We start from the raw sequence: 20,063 nt of genomic DNA, 5'->3' as shown, positions 1-20,063 counted from the left end.
TTAAAACTCAGATTATTTACTCTATGTAAATTAGAGTGATACAAAAAATGCACCGTTTTGGCGCATTTTTATTGGCATAACATAAAGCTAATATTTTAATAAAAGCTATTACATCAGGCTATTTAAAATTCCACATTGACCATATGCCTACTTCATTTTGAGTTCGCTCAACAGTTGCACTTTCAATATTACTTTGCTTAGCAACAAGTGCCAGCGTTAAGTAAGAAGTTGCTTTATAATCAACACCTAATTGTATGTAATCACGTTCTAAACTAGCGTTTAAACGCCTATTAGGGTTGACTGTATCGTAACGAGCAAATGCAGAATAACCCGGTTTAAAGGCGTAACTTGCCCAGGTTCCCCAACCGCTGCTGGCGTCTTGCGGTATTTTGTTAACTTGGTTCCAGTTGTCGTTATATACATATTCAACGCCAAAACGTACACCTTGATGCAGGTAACTTAGCGCTGCATTGAAACGCTCGGCAGTATGGTTTTTCTCGGCCTCGTCTTTATCAAGTGTGCGTGTACCTTGGTAAGCACCTAAAGCAAAATCAAATTGTTTATTTATATGCCACACAGCCGATGCTTCTAAATCAATTCGATCGCCCACGGTTGGCTTTTGAAAACCACCTCCAGTAATAGCCGATACAGCATACGAAAAGTGCGCCGATTTATGACCATAATGAATACCTAAATCGGTTGGGCCGGCTAATTTGTTTTTTGGCGTTAAGCTCGGATCGACATAACGATAGCCTACACGACGTGCTATATAATCAATCCATGGCAGTTCAGCAACACCAATTTTAAGTGTGCTACCTTGGTTAAAATTGCGTTTCAGATAAGCATGACGAAACCAAATATCGGTAGGGTCTTGCTGGCGTTGCCACTGCACATCTGTGGTTACTGTTAATGACCAGTCATCATTAAATTGATGATCTAAATTAAGATAAAAGCGTTTTACATCAAGCTGCCAATCTTCAATATCTTGGTACTGATCGTCAATTTGAATATTACTAAAATTAGCAAATACTTGGCTCGATAACGTAGTTTGCGACGCGCTCACCGGTGCACTAATAACAAGTAATCCACTTGTTGCTAATAGTACAGAAACACTTAACCTTGTTTTATTAAACACCACAAAACTCCCTTAGGTTGCTTACATTCAAGCTTGATAAATTTTGCATATTATAGCTTTTTAGTTGTTGCATCACGAACTTGCTAATACGTTATTTAGTTAAAGCATGACTTAGGTCAAGATGCGGGTTTATTACCGTTTTAATAGCATATAAAGCAATTTTGAATGCAACGAAAAAATAACTGCATATTAACAATTTACCTTGTAATTAACGTTAAAATTAGTCATCTTAACAAACCTAGATTTATACAATAATAAGGGATGAAGTTAAGGATGGCGCAAGGACTCAAATTAGCCACTACATTTACAGAGTTATCGACTCATTTACGCCGCTTTGTTTCACGAATAGTGTTACCAGACGACGTAGAAGATATAGTGCAAGAAACCTTTATTAAAAGTTACGAAGCTGATTTGAAACAAGATATTCAATTTACGCGTAGCTACATGCTTAAAACAGCTAAACACCTTGCCCTTAATCATATTGCTAAATGGGATAATAAATTTAGCGACTCCCTTTGTGATGATCATGAATTACCAAAATTACTTAAATCAATAAAACTAGAGGACGAGTACACCTCGAAAGAGCGTTTTTTATTGTTTTGCCGGGCAACAGAGCAACTAAGCTTGACGGTTCGTAAGTGCTTTATATTAAAAAAAGTATACGGTATGAGCCAAAAAGAAATTGCCCAGCAACTACAGTTAAGTCAAAGCACAGTAGAAAAACATATTGCAAAAGGGTTACTACAAACCATGCTATACATGCGAGAACATTCTCAGGATGAAAATGAGCAGTATAAAAAGCACAACACCGCTGCTCAAAAGCCAACTATAGTGAGTGTGGCAAAATGAGTAATATTCATCAATTTACACCAAAAGATTTAATTTTAGAAACAGCAGCTAATTGGATAAGCGCGATAGACCGTGGTTTAAACAAGGCTGAAAAAGAGCAATTTAAATTATGGATGCTGCAAAGTAATGCACACCAAGACGCCGTTTACGAACTCGCTAAGTTATGGGACGAACTGAGCGTATTAAACGAATTAAGTACTTTATTTCCGCATAAAAACAATACCGAGGAAAAAAGTAAATGGGTATTTTCGTATGGTATCGCTGCCAGTTTATTTGCTGCATTAATGATTTGCAGTTACTTATTGGTAAACTTAGAAACGGGTTACAACCAAGCCCTAGCGAAAGTTAATTATACTAAAATTTATAAAACCAAGGTGGGAGAGCAAGCCACATACGTACTGCCCGATGGCACCATAGTGCAATTAAATACCAACAGCTTATTAGAGGTTGCTTATAGCAAAGGACGCAGACAGCTATTACTGAGCAGAGGGGAAGGGCGTTTTAATGTTGCTAAAGATGCTACGCGGCCATTTAGTGTGATGGCAGGTGATAAAAGCTTTACAGCATTAGGCACTGTATTTAATGTACAGCGCAATACCTCATCTCATTTAGAGTTAGTGGTAACTGAAGGAAAAGTGATGATCACTGATCCGAGTGTAGCTGTTGATGCTAACGATTTTAAAGCGTATCAACTAGCCGATAACAGCACTCAAAAAATTAGAAAAATAAACGCAAATATTGTACTTTCAGGCGAAAAAGCAATTATAGAAAAAAGTGTTACAGCGCCTATTAAACGCCTCTCTGCTGACGATGTGCAACGAGATTTAGCGTGGCAAAATGGCATGCTAATTTTTAACGGAGAACAATTAAGCGATGCCTTAAATGAAGTTAGCCGTTATACCGCTACTCGGTTTGAGCTTTCATCGGCAGAGCTTGCGAATATTAAAGTTGCGGGGGTATTTAAAGCGGGTGATGTTGCTGGGCTACTTGAAAGTTTAAAAACAAATTTTTCGATTGATCACGAACGCTTAGGTGAACACGTAGTTAGCCTTAAACGTCAAACTAAGTCATAAATAGCAGCGCCTAAAACCATGCTAATGTTGGATTAAGTTGCAATTATGAACATGCAAAGTAAAAGATATATTAATAAAAAGAATAAAGCCTATAGCGGATTTTTGTTTGCCAACTGTTTATATAAGTTGCGCAGTAACCAAACGCATTTATTGTGTAGTTTGAGTGTGCTTGCATCGGCTTTTTTTAGCTTGAATGTTTTAGCCACAGTAACTACCGGGCAAATGGTGCAATTTGATATAAAAGCGCAGCGAGCAGACAAAGCTTTAATAGAATTTGCTAAGCAAACCGAGCAAACCGTGGTGTTTTCTTATGAGTTAGCTAAACAATATAATGCAAATTCGCTTTATGGTTTTTACACCCAATTAGGTGCACTGGAGGCACTGTTAGGTGACACTAAGCTCGATGCGGTTGTTGATCAAAATGGTTTACTGAGTATAAAACTCAAACAAATCAATAGGAAAAATAACAACATGATGAAGCTTTCAGGCGTTAGTGCAGCAATATTACCTGCATTACTTGCTGCAAACACTCAGGGCGTTAATGCTGCTGAAGATGTTGCCCAAGAAAAAATAGAAAAAATTGCCATTGTCGGGAGTCGTGTAGCAGGTCGTTCAGTTGAAGATTTACCTGTTCCGGTTGATATTTTAAGTGCAGAAGCGCTAGAAAATACAGGGCAAACAGAAGTGGGCAGAATGCTGCAGTCAATTGCGCCTTCGTTTAACTTTTCAAGCTCGTCAATTAGTGATGGCACCGATGCCCTTCGCCCAGCAACACTGCGTGGTTTAGGCCCAGATCAAACATTAGTACTTATTAACGGTAAGCGCCGCCATCAAGCCAGTATTATTCATATTAATACTTCGGTAGGTCGTGGTACAGCGGGTACCGATATGAATGCTATTCCGGCGTCGGCAATTAAGCGCATTGAAGTACTGCGTGACGGTGCTGCAGCGCAATATGGCTCAGATGCCATAGCGGGTGTTATTAATATAGTGCTCAAAGATGGCAGCGAAGGTGGTAAAGCCGCAATTAACTATGGCCAATATTCAGAAGGCGATGGCGAAACGATAAATCTCGATTTTAATAAAGGGTTTGCTTTAGGTGATAAAGGTTACGTAAATACTACACTTAACTACCGTGATCGTGCGCCAACTAACCGTGCCGGTTTACATGGTTCTTGCCAATTTAATGGTTGTACAACACTTGATGACGGCACTTTAGTAGCGGGCGATCCGCGAGAGCTAACAGCCGACAGAGATACCTTTAGAATTGGCGATGCCGACTCACAACAATTTGGCTTAATTGTAAGCACAGGTTATGAATTAGGTGATGGTGAGCTATACGGTTTTATTACTTACTCAACTCGCGATAACGAGTCGGCGGCGTTTTTCAGGCACAATGCCAACGGTGGCGGTAATTCGGTTTTACAAGATAATGATGCGACAATTCAGGCTGGCTTTTTGCCAAAAATTAATACCACCATCGACGATGTTTCGTATAACTTTGGTTACAAAACGCTGTTTGATAACGATGCTAGCTTAGATTTATCGTACACCTATGGTGAAAACAGTATTGATTACACTACCAGTGACACAATTAACGCCTCGTACGCTAACTTTTTACGCTACGACCAAGGCTTAAGTGCTGCTGATATTCGCGCCACTATTCCGCGCGAAGCCTATGCTTACGGTATGGAATTATCGCTACAAACACTTAATTTAGATTTCACCCAAAATTTTGATGATTACTCACTCGCTATGGGCGCAGAAATTCGCACCGATGAGTATCGCATTTTAGAAGGCAGCGAATACGCATACCGAGATTACGACACTAATAACGGCGTAAGTATATACGACGGTTTAAGCGGTGGTGTTGGCAGCGAAGATGCTTCGGGCGGTACGCAAGGTTTTGGTGGTTCATCGCCAATGTCATCGGTTGATGAATCGCGTGATGTGATTTCGTTCTACCTTGATGCTGAAACCTATATTATTGAAGACGTTATTTTATCGGGCGCACTGCGCTACGATAATTATAAAGGCTTTGGTGACACGGTTAACTTTAAACTAGCGGGTAACTGGTCGATTACTGACGATATTTCACTGCGAGGTGCATTAAGCTCAGGTTTTAGAGCGCCGTCAATGCAGCAGTTGTATTTTAATAATATCAGTACTCAGTTTGTTGTTGACGATGTTACGGGCAACTTAGTTGCCGAAGAAGTCGGTACTTTTAGAAACGATTCAACATTAGCGCAAAGCTTAGGTATTCCAAAATTAACAGAAGAAAAGTCGCAAAACCGCAGTTTAGGTATAGTGTATAACGTAACAGACAACATTAACGTAACGCTCGACTATTACTCAATTGATATAGACGACCGTATAGTTATCAGTAATCGCTTAGGTAAAGGGTTATCGCCAAGTCTTGACGCTGCATTAATAAGCTCAGGTGCTGGTGCGGGTCAGTTTTTCTTAAATGGTGCAGATACAGAAACGCAAGGTATAGACTTTGTTGCTACCTGGAACACTGAAGGATTAGGCGGCACGCTTGATTTTACCTTAGCAGCTAACTTTACTAAAACCGATGTGGTGTCGTTATTTACCCCTGCAGGTTCAGGCTTAGAAACAGTACCGGTTGAGGACGTGTTCTCTGACCAAGAAATTTCTATTATTGAAGAGTGGCAACCAGAGGATCGCATTAACTTAAGTGCGCTTTATCAACGTGATGATTGGACAGTTAATTTGTCGCTTAATCGCTTTGGTGAGTACACAGTAGAAGATGGCGGCCGCCAGACCTACGGTGCCGAAATATTAACTGATGTTAAAGTAAATTACTTTGTAACTGAAAACTTATCGGTAAATATTGGCGCAAATAACTTATTTGATGTCTACCCAGATGAAAATACTATAGGTAATTCACGTACTGGTACTATTGTAGACGCCCAAGGCAATACCATTGTAAGCAGCCCAGGGGTATTTAAATACTCTCGTCGTTCAGCCCCATTTGGCTTTAACGGTGCGTATTACTACCTAGGTGCAGAATACCGCTTTTAATTATAGATACTCCCATTTTTATACTTAATATAAAGCCCAGCATTTAATAATGCTGGGCTTTTTTAATTGCTTAACCTGAATTCAGCTAGAGATAGATTTATTATCCAGGGTTCAGGGGGCAAATTACTTACTGCTTTTTCATCCGGCTCATTTCAGCATGACAGCTTTGCATTGTTAGTAATGCTTTAGCTAGTACAGCTTCGCAGTCTGCGGGTTGTGGTTTTTTCATTGCATCTTTAATTTCTTCGAGGGTTTTATCCTCAACTTCTTCTAGCTCTTTAATATACGTATCGTCGTTATTGCTGCTAAATTTAGTGATAAGCGCAGTGTAAGCACGGCGCGCTTCTACTGCAAACGATGAGCCATCTTCACGTTCACCTTGTTCATTAATAGCAAAAGGCTGTAAGCGTTCAACGGTCACTTTACGTGCATCAATCATGCGCTGGAAAAGGGCGGCAACAGCGGGATCTTTTACGTTCTGTTGAGCTTTTTCGTAAAAATCTATACCACTATTCATTACTTGGATGATGTCAGAAATATGATTTACTTCATTATCTTGATGGGTGTTCATAATGACCTCTCTTATAAATGAAATTAAATGTTCATTTATATAAAAGCAAAGGTTGTTCCACTATAAAAACTTTCGTAGTATTTTGTTTTTATTGGAATAAATGTATTTTGAGGATGATGTTTGCTTACTTGTTAGATTAAGTAAGCAAATTTTACAAAACTTTTGTAACGGTATTACTTAAGTTCTTCAGCAACTTCGGCTACTTTTTGGCGTAACCAAATATGACTGGCATCGCGATGTAACAGTGGGCTCCAAATCATATCTAACTCAAATGGTGGAATAGGAAAAGGAGGTTCTAATATTTTAAGACTAGGATCGTCTATATAAATGTTAGCGGCTTTGGAGGGCAATGTAGCTATTAAGTTTTGTACTTTGGCTAAATGTACCGCCACATGGTAATTACGGGTAAAGGTAGCAATATTACGGTGTTTACCAAAATGAGCGAGTGCTTCATCAACCCAGCCGAGCTTTTGTACATCTTTAGGATCCATTCCTACGCCTACACCAAAGCCGGTTTTACTTACCCAAATATGGCGTGCTTTTAAGTAGCTCTCTAGGCTAAAGTTGTCAATAATCGGGTTGTCGGATTTAACTAAACAGCAAAAACTATCTTTCCAAATGCGCTTATGATGAAACGATTGCGGCAGGTTTTCAAAGCGATTGATTGCCATATCCACTTTGCCATTTTCCACATCATGAAAGGTCACATCACTAGGGGTGAGTATGTCTAAGGTGGTGTCGGGGGCTTCTGCGTGTAATTTACTTAATAGCTTGGGCGCTAAGGTACTGGCCGCATAGTCACTGGCCATTATTCTAAATACGCGCTTACTTTGGCTTGCTTCAAACTCACGATTAGGCGCAAGTGTTTCCTCTAGAGTCATTAATATACCGCGAATAACAGGTTGTAACTCTAACGCGCGCTCTGTGGGTACCATGCCATCACTGGTGCGTACTAAAATAGGATCGTTAAATAAGTTACGAAGGCGCTTTAAGCCATTGCTCATGGCAGGTTGAGTAATACTTAACCGGTTTGCTGCGCGGGTAACATTACATTCGCGCAATAAAGTATCGAGATAAACCAGTAAATTTAAATCTATTTTACTTATATTCATTGTGTGTCCTTAACGCTTTACCAGTGATGGATAAAACGTTGTGCTGTCGGGTATGGATAAATATGACTAACCTGACCATTTTTAATATTTTGCTGTGCTTGCTTCCAAAAGTTAACATCAATAAGCTCTGGATGTGTGCTCATTAAAAACTGCTTATAGATTGGGTTAGGCATTACAAAGGTGCAAAGTTGCTCAGGAAATACATCTTGCGGCGCAACCGAATAGCTTTGCTCATCCATTAAGTAGTCGTCATACGTTTTTGCTTTAGGCAGTGCTCTAAAATTCATGTCAGTTAAATATTGCACTTCATCGTAATCATAAAAAATAATGCGTTTGTGTTTACTAACACCAAAGTTTTTTAACAGCATGTCGCCGGGAAATATATTAACAGCAATCATTTCTTTTAGTGCCTGGCCGTACTCTTCAATCGCGTCGGCGGCACTGGCATCATCGGCATTTTCTAAAAATAGATTAAGCGGTGTCATGCGTCGCTCAATATATAAATGTTTGATAATTAGCCAGTCGCCTTCAATTACCATGGATGAGCCAATGGTTTGGTGCAACTGCTGCAACAAGTTACTATCAAACCGCGCTAAAGGAAATACGACGTTAGAATACTCTATGGTGTCGGCCATACGGCCAACCCGATCGTGTTTTTTAACTAATTGGTAGCGTTTTAACACGGTATCACGACCAAAAGGTTTACTTTCGCCAAATTTATCTTTAATAATTTTAAATACATAGCCGAATGAGGGCAGGGTAAATACCATCATCACCATGCCAGGTGTGCCGGGGGCAATAGTAAATTCGTCATTAGAGTGAGTTAAATGATTTAAAAACTCACGGTAAAACTCGGTTTTACCTTGTTTATGAAAACCAATAGCGTTGTAAAGCTCTGCTATAGTTTTATTGGGCATTAATTGGTTTAAAAATCGGACTAATGCGGAAGGCGCATGGGTTTCTACCATAAAGTAGGCACGCGCAAAGCCAAAAATAACTCGCATTTGTGACGATTTAGTAAGTAGTGCGTCTAGGTATAAACCTTTATCTTCATGATGCAGTACTGCAATAATAAACGGCTGTACGCCGCTTTGCGATACCACTCGCCCTACAATATAGGCGGCTTTGTTACGGTAAAATGGAGTGTGCAGTATATCAAAGCGCATTTGCCAGGCTTTATGGTGCGTGTCGGGCGCTTGTTTATAAAATGCTTTTACCAGCAGTCGTATGTCTCGCTCTAAGTTTACAAAGGGGGCTTTAAAATCAAAGTGATTAATGATCTGTTTAATTGTGGGCTTTAGGCCGTCAACCACAGGGAAATAGCTGCGATACTCAGCTTCTACTGGCACTGCAGGCGCATCTTTTAGAGTGGCTTCTACAAAAATAAAGTCGTTATGAAAATAGCGGCGATGATACAGGCGGCAAAATACCGAGTTATAAAAAGTTTCGGCAAGCTCAGCCTGAGGATGAAAACATAAAAAATGTTGATAGAGCTTTTTTACTTCTAGCCACAGCTGTTCATCGAGTTGTTCGGTTTGTTGTTGTCGAAGTGTGGCGGTGGTTTCGTTAACCCGATCATCGTAATGGCTAATACGTAATCGGCTTATATCATTAATTGCTTGCCAGTCTCTTTTAGCAAACGCCAGCGGTGCTTTTGCCGTGGTTTTTTGAAATAACAGGTAGTGCTTTTTAAAGCCCGTTAAAATTAATTCAGCAATATGACGAGGCTGCATCATTACTCCTTATTAGACGCTAGAGCTTATACTCTATCGTTGTTAAGAGTATGTTATTCTCGATTTAAAACCAAGCTAAATTAAGATGTTATTTATTCATGAGATAAAGGTTACTGGTAGTTATCTATTTTTTTTTGTAATTTATTAATGCGCTTTTTTACCATATTAATTTGTGCTTTATAGTTTTTATTAATTACTTTTTGTTTTTTAGCAATATCGGCGGCAATGCGTTTTTTATCTTCCTTGGCTAAAATATGGTTAAGGCGCTGTTGCTGTTTATAATCAGCTTGGTCTTTTTTACGATCTAATATTGCTAACTTATGTTGGTTACTGCGCAGCTCTGCCTGTAAACCAGCTAGTAAGCTTTCGCGCTCCAGTTCGTTTAATTGCTTGGTGTAATCTACTTTAGGGCCTACTTGCTGATTTATTGTGGTGTTGACTTTGTATACGGTGGCGTCGTTATCGCACGGGAATTGAGAAAAGGTGGTGCCTTCTTGCGTAACGCACTTGTAGTAACTGGTTGCACTGAAACTGTTAAAGCTTAAGGTTATAAGCAAGAGGAAAATAGAAATACAGTACAGCTTAATCATATTGGCTATCCCTAAGAATGTTTTACTGCGTTAAATAAATAACGTTAAAGTAAAACTATAACCTAGCTTGGCGGTATAGCAAGCTAGGTTAATAATAGCCTTATTGAGTGAAGGTTTTTAACTTTTTAATACTGTGGACTAAAAATGGAATGTCTAAGCCTTGCTCAATCGAAAACCCTTCGGCGGCAGAAATATTTTTAAAGTCGCCATCAGGATCAATTAAGGTAATTCTATCCTTTTTATACGCTATAACCACGCCTTGAGAATAATTAACACCCATATTGTCTTTTTTCTGGTGTAAGTTAACACCGAGCATAGTTTGCTCAGCAATAGCGTTGCAGTTTAAATACTGCCCAACAGCGGTCGCTATTATATCGCTAGGTTGAATAAGGCCATTAACGCGAGTGATCCGTTTATCGGAACTATAAAGCGTTGAGGTAATTACCACCTCTTTGTTAGTATCAGCCAAACTAAAAGCATAAATATGGGTGTCTTTATCGCGAGGTGCTAAATCATCAGTGCCTTTAATTATTCTAATTGCACTATTCGTATGGGTTTGATCATTAATAAAGTTTAACGCTGCAATACCCGTTACTTCAACACTGCGACGTTGGCTTTGCCATGCGGGTAATGTTTGCTCATTTATAATTGTAGATTTATAAAATGCCGGTAAACCATAAACTAAACTAAAGAGCATGTCGTTATGATCGGTTGGTTGTAAAAACTGCTTAGTGCTATACAAGTTTTTATTACTGGCAAATTGAGCAAGCTGCTGCGCTGTTTCAAATACAAAAATATCAATTTTAGCCGGTGTGTAACTTTCGCATTTTGTTAGCGGTGTAGGCAATTGGTAGCTAATGTTTTGCTGATTAATTTGCACATTATGCGCTTGTTTATAGCTTTCTATGTCTAGTAGATCATTTTTAGCTAATAAGCTTTTAGCCGTTGTAGGATACGAAAGCGGTAAAAAGTTATCTTGTTTAGTTACATCAAACTTTAAATTAGCGTCAGCCCAAATATGAATACTATGGCTTAGGGCAAAACAAATCACTAAAAATGAACTCGCGTAGCGAGCAAACTTGAGCTGCTTTAAACGGGCTAAATTTTGCCAAGTAAAATTACTGACCGTTAACTGAAAACCTAAAATAACTAAAACTATGCCACCGGCTAAAATAGTTGTTAAAGCGGGTGAGCTGTTTAAGCGGTGCCATAAAAGCGAAATAATTTCAGGCAAAGCAGAACTGCTTAAGTGATAACCTAAATTAAAATAAACATAAGCATCAAGTGTGAGTAACGAAGCACCAAAGGTAGCAATAAGTGCAGCCATACCGCGAATATGGCGAGGGTATGGAAAAACTAAACTGAGCGGAAATACCGTCAGCACAAACGCTAAAAAGGCAATAAAACTAGTATGGCTAAGCCAAGTAACTAGCATATAAGTAATACCCATAAAGCTTGTAGGTGGCGAGTCGGCAAATAAGTAGCTTAAGCTAATTAAGAGCGCTAAGCCAATATTGGCAAAGGTAAACCAATGCCCCCAACTTAGTAATTGACTCGCTTTTGATGAAAACTGATTGTGCTGCGATAAATTCATAGAGTTTATTTAACCGACTGTGCGAGAGCTTTAGCAAAGTTCTCGGTAACGGCTTGTCTTTTCCCTGTTGGTACATGCTCTTTTAAGATATGCGTGATAGAATTTCCTAAACACATAAGACTCAAATCAACCGGCGCATTGTGTTGAGTTAACACATCAATAAGCTGATCGACGATTTGTTCTACTTGTTCATTAGAGTATTTTGATAAGATTGGCATCAGTTGGTTCAATTTAATAGTTATATTCTCACATTTTAACACCAGAGGCGTGAAAAACAAAGATGGCAACAGACGTTAAAAAACTAGTCGTTCATTATGTAGACAAAAAAGACGGCGATACTCAAATTCATTTGCGTAATGATGAAATGCTAATCAACGATAAAGTAGCTGTGTTTATTGAGCAATTGCATCATGCGTATAATGGTAAGCCAGGTAAAGGCTTTTGCGCTTTTAGTGGCGATAAAAACAGCGTAGTTGCATCGGCAATGCAAAGTTACCGTAACAACGAACTTGGCTTTTGGCATATGACAGATCAAGCATCGAGTGTGTTAAAAGAGGAACTTGATAAATACGCATTTAATGAAACCGGTTATTTAGTGTTTTGTCACTACCAGTATGTGGCTACAGACTACATGCTTATTGCGATGATTAATATTAAAGAGCATTACTCAATTACTTCTGAGCTTGATTTAGCGTCGTCACGTCATTTAGATATTTCGCGTATGCAATTAGCGGCACGAATCGATTTAACCGCTTGGGACACCCAAGCGCAAGACAATCGTTATATTTCGTTTATTAAAGGCCGCGCAGGGCGCAAAGTTGCCGATTTCTTCTTAGACTTTTTAGGCTGTGAAGAAGGTATTGATCCTAAACAACAAAGCCAAGTAATGCTCAGTGCTGTAGAGGATTACTTATCAGAGCAACAATTTGATAAATCAGAAAAAGACGATTTACGTAAACAAGTATTTGATTACTGTAATGATTGTGTAACGACAGGTGAAGATGCCAACGTAAGTGAGCTTTCGGCAACACTTACAAAAGGCGATGACAGTCCGTTTGACAGCTTTTGCAAAGAGCAAAGTTACGATTTAGAAGAGTCATTCCCCGTTGATAAAAAAACAGTGGCAAGTATGGTTAAGTTCTCTGGTTTAGGTGGCGGTGTAAGTGTGAGTTTTGAGCGTAAACACTTAGGTGAACGTGTTACTTATAACGAAGCAACCGATACCTTAGTGATCAAAGGCATTCCGCCAAACTTAAAAGATCAGTTACAACGCTTCATGGAAAAAGAGCAAGACTAATACGATTGATCTAAAGTTACAGATACAAAAAAGCCCCGCTAGTTAATAATTAACTAGCGGGGCTTTTTAATGAGTATTGTTAATCAGCACTCATTGTTTTGGTCATTGTAGAACTTGCACGACCAGCAGGTTTGATTGAACCTGCACGTAAACCACTGTCTGGCACTAGTTCACGTTTATCGTGAGCCATAGCAACAGACGTATGTTTTACTTCGCTATCAGCTACAGGAGTAGGTTGTGCCATTGGCGCACTTGCTGACCCTTGAGTTACTACTGTTTTAACATGTGGTGCTGCAGTTACTACTGGCGTTTCAACTTTAGCTGGTTCTTCAGTTACTACTGGAGTTTCAACTTTAGCTGGTTCTTCAGTTACTACTGGAGTTTCAACTTTAGCTGGCTCTTCAGTTACAACAGGCGTTTCAACTTTAGCTGGCTCTTCAGTTACCACTGGAGTTTCAACTTTAGCTGGCTCTTCAGTTACTACTGGAGTTTCAACTTTAGCTGGCTCTTCAGTTACTACTGGAGTTTCAACTTTAGTTGGCTCTTCAGTTACCACTGGAGTTTCAACTTTAGTTTGCTCTTCAGTTACCACTGGAATTTCAACTTTAGCTGGCTCTTCAGCTGCTACTGGAGTTTCAACTTTAGCTGGCTCTTCAGTTACTACTGGCGTTTCAACTTTAGCTGGCTCTTCAGTTACTACTGGAGTTTCAACTTTAGCTGGCTCTTCAGTTACTACTGGCGTTTCAACTTTAGCTGGCTCTTCAGCTGCTACTGGAGTTTCAACTTTAGCTGGCTCTTCAGTTTGTACTGGTTCTTCTACAGCTTCAACTTTTGCTAAGTCTTCAACCGCAATGGCTTGTTCAACTTGTTGCGCGGCATCCACAGGTTTAGCTGCAGATTTAGCTTTAAGTTCTGCTTCATACTCTGCAGCAGCTTGGTCGGCAACAGGAACAAATGCCGGTGCTTCATCTGACTTAGCTTCATTACCTTCACCTTCAGGGCGACGACGACGCTGACCTGATGCACGAAGATGACGAGGCGAGCGACGTGAACGTGTACGAGTTTGCTCTTGCTCGTCTTCGGTTGTAGGTGTTTCATCGTTAGAGTCAACATCTTCAACTTTCTCTTCTTTAATATGAGCCGTTTTTTCTGCCGCTGTTTGAGTTTGCTTTTCTACAACAGGCGCTTGCTCTTGGGCTACAGGTGTTTCTTTTTCTGTAGCTTGTACAGGTGCTTCATCTGTTGTTTGTACTTGCTCAGCATTTTCATCTTGCAGGCGTACTTTCTTACGTAAATTACGACGCTGACGACGAACCTTTGGTTTTTGATCCTTTGGCTCTTCGGCTTGAACTGGCTTAGTTTCAGCTTCTACTTTTGCAGGTGCATCTACTTTTACTGCATCTTTATCTTCAGTGCGTGGCTCTGGACGCTTACGTGAATTAGGGTTGCGACGACGCTTATTGCGATTCTCGCCTCTCTCTTGATTCTCGTTAGTTTGCGTTGCTACTTCAGGTGTTGATACAGAGTTAGTTTTAACCTCTTCATCCGCAGTACGCTCAGTGCGTGGCTTAGAACGAGGGTTATTACGACGACGCTGATTGTTGTTATTACGACGACGATTATCGTTATTACGAGTATTATCGCGCGCTTCTTGTTTTTGTGTTTCTTCTTTTTTTACTTCAACGGTTTCGCTGGCGAATAAAGATTTAAACCACTTACCAATTGCATCCAGTAAACCGCTTTGCGCTTTAGTTTCAGCAGGGGCAACAACGTTAGCAGGAGCCGCTTGTGGAGCTGGTGTTGCAGGCATTACAACGCCTTTTAACATTGGCTCTTCACGTACTGGTGCTACAGGCGACTTAGACATTTCAAATGCTTCAGGCTCTGGAGCAACAATTTGTCCATAGCTTACTGTTTCAATCGTTTCGTCTTTACGTAAGCGCATTACTTCGTAGTGTGGTGTTTCCATGTGTTGATTAGGAATGATCACTATGTCGCACTTATGTTGTTTTTCCATGCGATGAACACTACGGCGTTGTTCATTTAATAAATAAGCGGCAACAGCAACAGGCACTTGAGCATTAACTTGTGCAGTGTTGTCTTTAATTGCTTCTTCTTCAATTAAACGCAAAATAGACAGGGCAATTGATTCGTTAGAACGAATCGTACCTTGGCCACTACAACGTGGGCATGGGCCTTGGCTTGCTTCACCTAATGAAGGGCGCAAACGCTGACGCGACATTTCGAGTAAACCAAAACGTGAAATTTTACCAATTTGTACACGAGCACGATCAGGGCGAACAGCATCTTTTAGACGGTTTTCTACTTCACGCTGATGGCGTGGTGGTGTCATATCGATAAAATCGATAACAATTAAACCACCTAAGTCGCGAAGACGTAATTGACGTGCAATTTCATCTGCTGCTTCTAAGTTAGTATTAAGTGCTGTTTCTTCAATATCGCCGCCTTTTGTTGCTTTAGACGAGTTAATATCGATAGAGGTTAATGCTTCCGTAGGGTCAATTACAATTGAACCACCTGAAGGCAAGCGTACTTCACGTTGGAACGCAGACTCAATTTGGCTTTCAATTTGGTAATGCGTAAATAATGGTGTATCACCTTGATAAAGCTTAACACGGCTCATAAAGTCAGGGCGAAAACGTTCAATATGCGCTTTAGCTTCTTCAAAAACACGTGGTTTATCAATTAGTATTTCGCCAATATCACGACGTAAATAGTCGCGAATTGCGCGAAATATTACGTTGCTTTCTTGGTGAATTAAAAACGGCGCTTTAGCACTGTCGGCTGCAACACCAATTGCTTCCCAATGAACAAGTAGGGCTTTTAAATCGTAGTTTAATTCTTCAAACGATTTGCCAACACCTGCAGTACGAACAATTAAGCCCATACCTTTAGGAAGTTCTAAGCGGCTAAGTGACTCTTTAAGTTCAGTACGCTCATCACCTTCAATGCGACGAGATATACCGCCAGCACGAGGATTATTAGGCATTAAAACTAAGTAACTACCGGCAACGCTGATAAAGGTAGTAAGTGCTGCGCCTTTTTGGCCACGCTCTTCTTTATCAACTTGTACTATAACTTCTTGACCTTCTTTGATCACGTCACGAATATTCGGACGGCCATGGAAAGTATACCCAGCTGGGAAGTAAGTACGGGCAATTTCTTTTAAAGGAAGGAAACCATGACGATCAGCACCGTATTCAACAAATGCTGCTTCAAGAGATGGTTCAATGCGAGTGATTTTGCCTTTATAAATATTGGCTTTTTTCTGTTCGTGACCTGGGCTTTCTATATCTAAATCATATAGGCGCTGGCCGTCAACCAGTGCTACGCGCATTTCTTCTTGCTGCGTTGCATTGATTAGCATACGTTTCATATTGTTACTCTACTAGTTTGTGTCGCTGACATGACGCTGTTTTCACGTCTGTTCAGTTATTCCTATTTTTAGAATGTGCAGCCTCACGACTGGGTCTTTAATGGAACGGCTCTGTTTTTTTACGTACGCAGTATTTTTAAATGCAGGCAAACAATAGTGTATTTATTACTATTAAATTCATTGCAGGGCTAAAACTGTGTCGGCTTTTCAGCTACGTTACACGTTTTACCCAGAAGTTGGCCTGTCATACTAATCTTATTAAATGCCGTGCATATTTAGGCGCATAGGGCTCGTTAAGTAAGTGAGTAATACAATGTGATGTACTACTAAAATCCATTTTTGTGAGCAAAAATCGCTGCCAATGTTAATGACGACTTATTTATTAGATTTTTTTAGTTCTAAATAAGCTGCTGTACGGTACTACAATTGAGCAAGTGCTGAACGACGTTTTTACGTCGTCACTATCAGACAAATTATCTGTTCATTGCTTTTTCAATCGCATTAAAAATCAATTCATGTTCAAACTTAACTGGCAATATATTACGCGCATTGCCGCTAATTGATCGCACGTGTTGACTGGGTATGTATAAAAGCTTTGGAAAACTTAACTCGGATCTGTATGATCAATTACCCAGAATGTGCATCACGAATGTATTACTGCGTTAAAAAGCACCGTTGTTATTTGCAAATACTAAATATTTGCGCTGCTGATTATCCCACTATTATAACTGTGTTAGCAACTAAATTATTTTTCTTAAATTAGTGATTAGGCAATGTCAGAAAAAAACGACTTACAAGTAACTTATGTCACGATCAACGAAGACCATTTAGGTCAACGAATTGATAACTTTCTTATTACCCATTTAAAAGGGGTGCCTAAAAGCGCAATTTATAAACTTTTGCGTAAAGGTGAGGTGCGCGTTAATAAAAAACGCATTAAGCCGGTATATAAACTGCAGCTAGAAGATGTGCTTCGTATTGCGCCAATTAGGGTGGCAGAACGAGAAGAGTTTGTGCCTTCAAAACTTGATAAAGTAACACGCCTTGAAAATGATATTATATTTGAAGATAAATACCTGATTGTTATTAATAAACCATCGGGTATGGCGGTACATGGTGGCAGTGGCTTAAGTTATGGTTTAATTGAAGCGCTGCGCGTATTACGCCCAGAAGAGCGCAGTTTAGAGCTAGTACATAGACTAGATCGCGATACGTCGGGCTGTTTATTAATTGCTAAGCGCCGTTCAGTACTGACTGCTTTACATGAGCAGCTACGTGAAAAAACCATGGAAAAAAACTATTGGGCGCTAGTTGATGGCCAATGGGACTCTAAAACTAAAAATGTTACCGAAGGGCTGCGTAAAAATACGCTTAAGTCTGGGGAGCGCGTAGTGCGTGTAGATAACACTGAAGGTAAACCCTCACATACTCGCTTTAAAGTGCTTGAGCGCTTTAACGAGTGCTCGTTAGTGCAGGCGTCACCGGTTACCGGGCGTACTCACCAAATACGTGTGCATACACAATGCAAAGGCCATCCCATTGCGTGTGATGATAAATACGGTGATGAAGAATTTGATAATTCGATGCGTAAAACAGGGTTAAATCGCTTGTTTTTACATGCTCATGACTTAACTTTTTATCATCCTAAAAACGAAACAACCATGCGCGTAGAAGCTCCGCTTGATAAAGCTCTTGCTAATTGCCTAATTAAATTGCGTGCTAATAAAACGTGATAGCAGTCAGTTCGCTCAAAAAGTACAAGTTGGCTATTTTTGATTGGGACGGCACAGTAATGGATTCAATTACTAAAATAGTTAATTGTATTCACAGCAGTGCCGTTGCGTTAAATATAGAACCGCCAAGCAATGAAGCAACCAAAAACATTATTGGTTTGTCGCTTGATAAAGCCATTGCGGTATTATTTCCACTACATAGAGCGCAGCACCAAGCGTTAATTAGTGGTTATAAACAGCATTACCAAACAGATACTACGGCTACACCATTATTTGCCGATGTAGAAAAAGTGCTATTAGCACTACAGCACAGTGGCATTATTTTAGCCGTAGCAACAGGTAAAGGGCGCGCTGGACTCGAGCGTTTATTACACCAAAGTGAGTTAGGGCATTATTTTAGTGCAACGCGTTGTAGTGATGATGCAAGCTCTAAGCCATCGCCCGATATGTTGTTTCAATTATTAGCAGAGCTTGGCATAAGCGCCGATGAAGCGGTTATGATTGGCGATACAAAAATTGATATGGCAATGGCGCAAGCCGCGGGTATGGATAGCATAGGTGTCACTCTGGGTGTACATAACGCAAAGCAACTTAGCGAGTTTAACCCGATTGCAACTGTTGATAGTTATCAGCAGTTGCAACAGCTATTACTGCCTGAGTATTAACTAAGGGGGGTATTTGATTGCGCGCTTAGCACATCAAGGCCAAACTCAGCTAATAATTGGCTGAGTTTGATCAGTGGTAAGCCAATTAAGCTGTTGGGATCGTCACCAGTTAATTTTTCAAATAAACAAATCCCTAGGCCTTCACTTTTAAAACTGCCTGCGCAATTATAGGGCTGCTCAGCATCGCAATAAGCACTTATTTGCGCATCAGTGAGTGTTTTGAAAGTAACATTAAATGGCTCAATGCAGGTTTTACTCTCCCCAGATGTAAGATCGTAAACGCACAGGCCAGTTAAAAATGTTACACTATGGCCGCTAAAAAGGGATAACTGCTTTACGGCATTGTGTTTATTATGAGGTTTACCTAAAATTTGCTCATTAAATACAGCAACCTGATCTGAGCCAATCACTAAGCCTTTACTAAAGTGTTTACTAGCTGCGCGGGCTTTTAATTCACTTAAACGCTTAACTAGTTGTGCAGGGGTTTCATTGTTTAATGCTGATTCGTCAACATTAGGTGAAAATGTATCGAATGGCAGATTGAATTTTTGTAATAAAGACTGCCTAAAAGGTGAGCTTGAGGCTAATATAAGTGGGTACTTCATGGATTGTTTTCCTAACCAAAATCAGATTGAGTTAGGATAAATCAGATCCGTAAGTAAAACACGTGAAAAACCACGTAAATATGGTTTTTTACTTTGACTAACCAACTAACTATCTATATGATGCAGCCCCTATGCAAAAGGTGAAAATTCCCATCACTCTTCATCCAGGCAAAGCAGCGCAACACCGTTTAAAGTATGACGGCATTGTACCGCTTGAAAAACTAACTCGTTTACGAGAAGTTGTGCAGGAAGAAGTAGGTGAAATAGCGGTAAAAATTCATTGCAAAAACGACGACCAAGGTTTTGTTGTGATTAGAGGCAATTTGTCCACACACGTAACTGTCACTTGTCAACGTTGTAATGGTGATTTAGGGTTGGATTTGGTGCAAGATTTTGTTTATTCACCGGTTGGTGATGAGACAGAGTCAGACATTTTTCCAGAAGACTACGATGAAGTAGCGCTTGATGAAAATGGTGAAATTAACGTTTTTAATTTAATTGAAGACGAATTAATTTTGGCAGTTCCATTAGTCTCTACCCACAACGAAGCTTCATGCAGTTATTCAGCAAAGCCTGCCAGCTTTGGTGTTTTAAAGGCGGAAGATGAGAAACCTAATCCATTTGATATTTTGAAACAACTTAAGAAAGATTCTTAGGAGAAGAC

Annotated in this window: 16 protein-coding genes; 7 read left to right on the top strand and 9 right to left on the bottom strand. The window is 39.9% G+C overall.

Annotated elements, in window-relative coordinates; genetic code table 11:
- Positions 1-118 precede the first annotated feature (118 nt).
- Positions 119-1,135, bottom strand: a complete 1,017-nt coding sequence (locus PTRA_RS09700) for a hypothetical protein (protein WP_157756049.1) — start codon at positions 1,133-1,135, stop codon at positions 119-121.
- Positions 1,136-1,408: 273 nt separating this feature from the next.
- Between PTRA_RS09700 and PTRA_RS09695 the strand changes: the two genes are divergently transcribed.
- The 3 genes from PTRA_RS09695 to PTRA_RS09685 are packed head-to-tail and all read left to right on the top strand — an operon-like array spanning position 1,409 to position 6,102.
- A complete protein-coding gene (locus tag PTRA_RS09695) occupies positions 1,409-1,984 on the top strand; it encodes an RNA polymerase sigma factor (protein WP_058373631.1) in 576 nt (191 codons plus the stop codon).
- Positions 1,981-3,057, top strand: a complete 1,077-nt coding sequence (locus PTRA_RS09690) for a FecR family protein (protein WP_058373630.1) — start codon at positions 1,981-1,983, stop codon at positions 3,055-3,057. The genes PTRA_RS09695 and PTRA_RS09690 overlap by 4 nt, the downstream gene beginning before the upstream one ends.
- A gap of 45 nt (positions 3,058-3,102) precedes the next feature.
- Positions 3,103-6,102 (top strand): TonB-dependent receptor plug domain-containing protein, encoded by a 3,000-nt coding sequence (locus PTRA_RS09685; RefSeq protein ID WP_058373629.1) that lies wholly within the window; start codon positions 3,103-3,105, stop codon positions 6,100-6,102.
- A gap of 127 nt (positions 6,103-6,229) precedes the next feature.
- On the opposite strand, the gene PTRA_RS09680 is transcribed toward PTRA_RS09685, so the two are convergent.
- The 6 genes from PTRA_RS09680 to PTRA_RS09655 all read right to left on the bottom strand — a co-directional run bounded on the left by PTRA_RS09680 (position 6,230) and on the right by PTRA_RS09655 (position 11,920).
- Positions 6,230-6,673: a ferritin-like domain-containing protein gene (locus PTRA_RS09680; RefSeq protein ID WP_058373628.1), complete on the bottom strand. Its 444-nt coding sequence runs from the start codon at positions 6,671-6,673 to the stop codon at positions 6,230-6,232.
- A gap of 173 nt (positions 6,674-6,846) precedes the next feature.
- A complete protein-coding gene (locus PTRA_RS09675) occupies positions 6,847-7,785 on the bottom strand; it encodes a LysR family transcriptional regulator (protein WP_011328497.1) in 939 nt (312 codons plus the stop codon).
- Positions 7,786-7,802: 17 nt separating this feature from the next.
- Positions 7,803-9,518, bottom strand: a complete 1,716-nt coding sequence (gene aceK, locus PTRA_RS09670) for a bifunctional isocitrate dehydrogenase kinase/phosphatase (RefSeq protein WP_058373627.1) — start codon at positions 9,516-9,518, stop codon at positions 7,803-7,805.
- Between the two features lie 110 nt (positions 9,519-9,628).
- Positions 9,629-10,108, bottom strand: a complete 480-nt coding sequence (locus PTRA_RS09665; protein ID WP_058373626.1) for a hypothetical protein — start codon at positions 10,106-10,108, stop codon at positions 9,629-9,631.
- Positions 10,109-10,208: 100 nt separating this feature from the next.
- Positions 10,209-11,702: a DUF3413 domain-containing protein gene (locus PTRA_RS09660; protein WP_058373625.1), complete on the bottom strand. Its 1,494-nt coding sequence runs from the start codon at positions 11,700-11,702 to the stop codon at positions 10,209-10,211.
- Positions 11,703-11,707: 5 nt separating this feature from the next.
- Positions 11,708-11,920, bottom strand: a complete 213-nt coding sequence (locus PTRA_RS09655; RefSeq protein WP_011328493.1) for a YejL family protein — start codon at positions 11,918-11,920, stop codon at positions 11,708-11,710.
- A gap of 62 nt (positions 11,921-11,982) precedes the next feature.
- On the opposite strand from PTRA_RS09655, the gene yejK reads away from it, so the two are divergent.
- Complete coding sequence (gene yejK / locus PTRA_RS09650) at positions 11,983-12,999, top strand: nucleoid-associated protein YejK (protein ID WP_011328492.1); 1,017 nt, start codon at positions 11,983-11,985, stop codon at positions 12,997-12,999.
- Between the two features lie 79 nt (positions 13,000-13,078).
- On the opposite strand, the gene rne is transcribed toward yejK, so the two are convergent.
- On the bottom strand, positions 13,079-16,396 hold the full coding sequence (gene rne / locus PTRA_RS09645; RefSeq protein WP_058373624.1) for a ribonuclease E: 3,318 nt from the start codon (positions 16,394-16,396) through the stop codon (positions 13,079-13,081).
- Positions 16,397-17,169: 773 nt separating this feature from the next.
- On the opposite strand from rne, the gene rluC reads away from it, so the two are divergent.
- Both rluC and PTRA_RS09635 read left to right on the top strand, forming a co-directional pair.
- Positions 17,170-18,129 carry a 23S rRNA pseudouridine(955/2504/2580) synthase RluC gene (gene rluC / locus PTRA_RS09640; protein WP_058373623.1) on the top strand — a complete coding sequence of 320 codons (960 nt, stop codon included), beginning with the start codon at positions 17,170-17,172 and terminating at the stop codon, positions 18,127-18,129.
- Complete coding sequence (locus PTRA_RS09635; protein ID WP_237113448.1) at positions 18,126-18,794, top strand: HAD-IA family hydrolase; 669 nt, start codon at positions 18,126-18,128, stop codon at positions 18,792-18,794. The genes rluC and PTRA_RS09635 overlap by 4 nt, the downstream gene beginning before the upstream one ends.
- Here PTRA_RS09635 and PTRA_RS09630 read toward each other — a convergent pair.
- Positions 18,791-19,399 (bottom strand): Maf family protein, encoded by a 609-nt coding sequence (locus PTRA_RS09630; protein WP_058373622.1) that lies wholly within the window; start codon positions 19,397-19,399, stop codon positions 18,791-18,793. The genes PTRA_RS09635 and PTRA_RS09630 overlap by 4 nt on opposite strands.
- A 131-nt stretch (positions 19,400-19,530) precedes the next feature.
- On the opposite strand from PTRA_RS09630, the gene yceD reads away from it, so the two are divergent.
- Positions 19,531-20,055 carry a 23S rRNA accumulation protein YceD gene (gene yceD, locus PTRA_RS09625; protein ID WP_011328487.1) on the top strand — a complete coding sequence of 175 codons (525 nt, stop codon included), beginning with the start codon at positions 19,531-19,533 and terminating at the stop codon, positions 20,053-20,055.
- Positions 20,056-20,063 lie beyond the last annotated feature (8 nt).

The organism is Pseudoalteromonas translucida KMM 520 (assembly GCF_001465295.1).
Taxonomy (GTDB): Bacteria; Pseudomonadota; Gammaproteobacteria; order Enterobacterales; family Alteromonadaceae; genus Pseudoalteromonas; species Pseudoalteromonas translucida.
This window is presented reverse-complemented; position numbering and strand designations above follow the sequence as displayed.

Coding starts and splice junctions, on each gene's coding strand:
- PTRA_RS09695 (WP_058373631.1), top strand. CDS start 1,409: ATGGCGCAAGGACTCAAATTAGCCACTACATTTACAGAGTTATCGACT.
- PTRA_RS09690 (WP_058373630.1), top strand. CDS start 1,981: ATGAGTAATATTCATCAATTTACACCAAAAGATTTAATTTTAGAAACA.
- PTRA_RS09685 (WP_058373629.1), top strand. CDS start 3,103: ATGAACATGCAAAGTAAAAGATATATTAATAAAAAGAATAAAGCCTAT.
- PTRA_RS09680 (WP_058373628.1), bottom strand. CDS start 6,673: ATGAACACCCATCAAGATAATGAAGTAAATCATATTTCTGACATCATC.
- PTRA_RS09675 (WP_011328497.1), bottom strand. CDS start 7,785: ATGAATATAAGTAAAATAGATTTAAATTTACTGGTTTATCTCGATACT.
- aceK (WP_058373627.1), bottom strand. CDS start 9,518: ATGCAGCCTCGTCATATTGCTGAATTAATTTTAACGGGCTTTAAAAAG.
- PTRA_RS09665 (WP_058373626.1), bottom strand. CDS start 10,108: ATGATTAAGCTGTACTGTATTTCTATTTTCCTCTTGCTTATAACCTTA.
- PTRA_RS09660 (WP_058373625.1), bottom strand. CDS start 11,702: ATGAATTTATCGCAGCACAATCAGTTTTCATCAAAAGCGAGTCAATTA.
- PTRA_RS09655 (WP_011328493.1), bottom strand. CDS start 11,920: ATGCCAATCTTATCAAAATACTCTAATGAACAAGTAGAACAAATCGTC.
- yejK (WP_011328492.1), top strand. CDS start 11,983: ATGGCAACAGACGTTAAAAAACTAGTCGTTCATTATGTAGACAAAAAA.
- rne (WP_058373624.1), bottom strand. CDS start 16,396: ATGAAACGTATGCTAATCAATGCAACGCAGCAAGAAGAAATGCGCGTA.
- rluC (WP_058373623.1), top strand. CDS start 17,170: ATGTCAGAAAAAAACGACTTACAAGTAACTTATGTCACGATCAACGAA.
- PTRA_RS09630 (WP_058373622.1), bottom strand. CDS start 19,399: ATGAAGTACCCACTTATATTAGCCTCAAGCTCACCTTTTAGGCAGTCT.
- yceD (WP_011328487.1), top strand. CDS start 19,531: ATGCAAAAGGTGAAAATTCCCATCACTCTTCATCCAGGCAAAGCAGCG.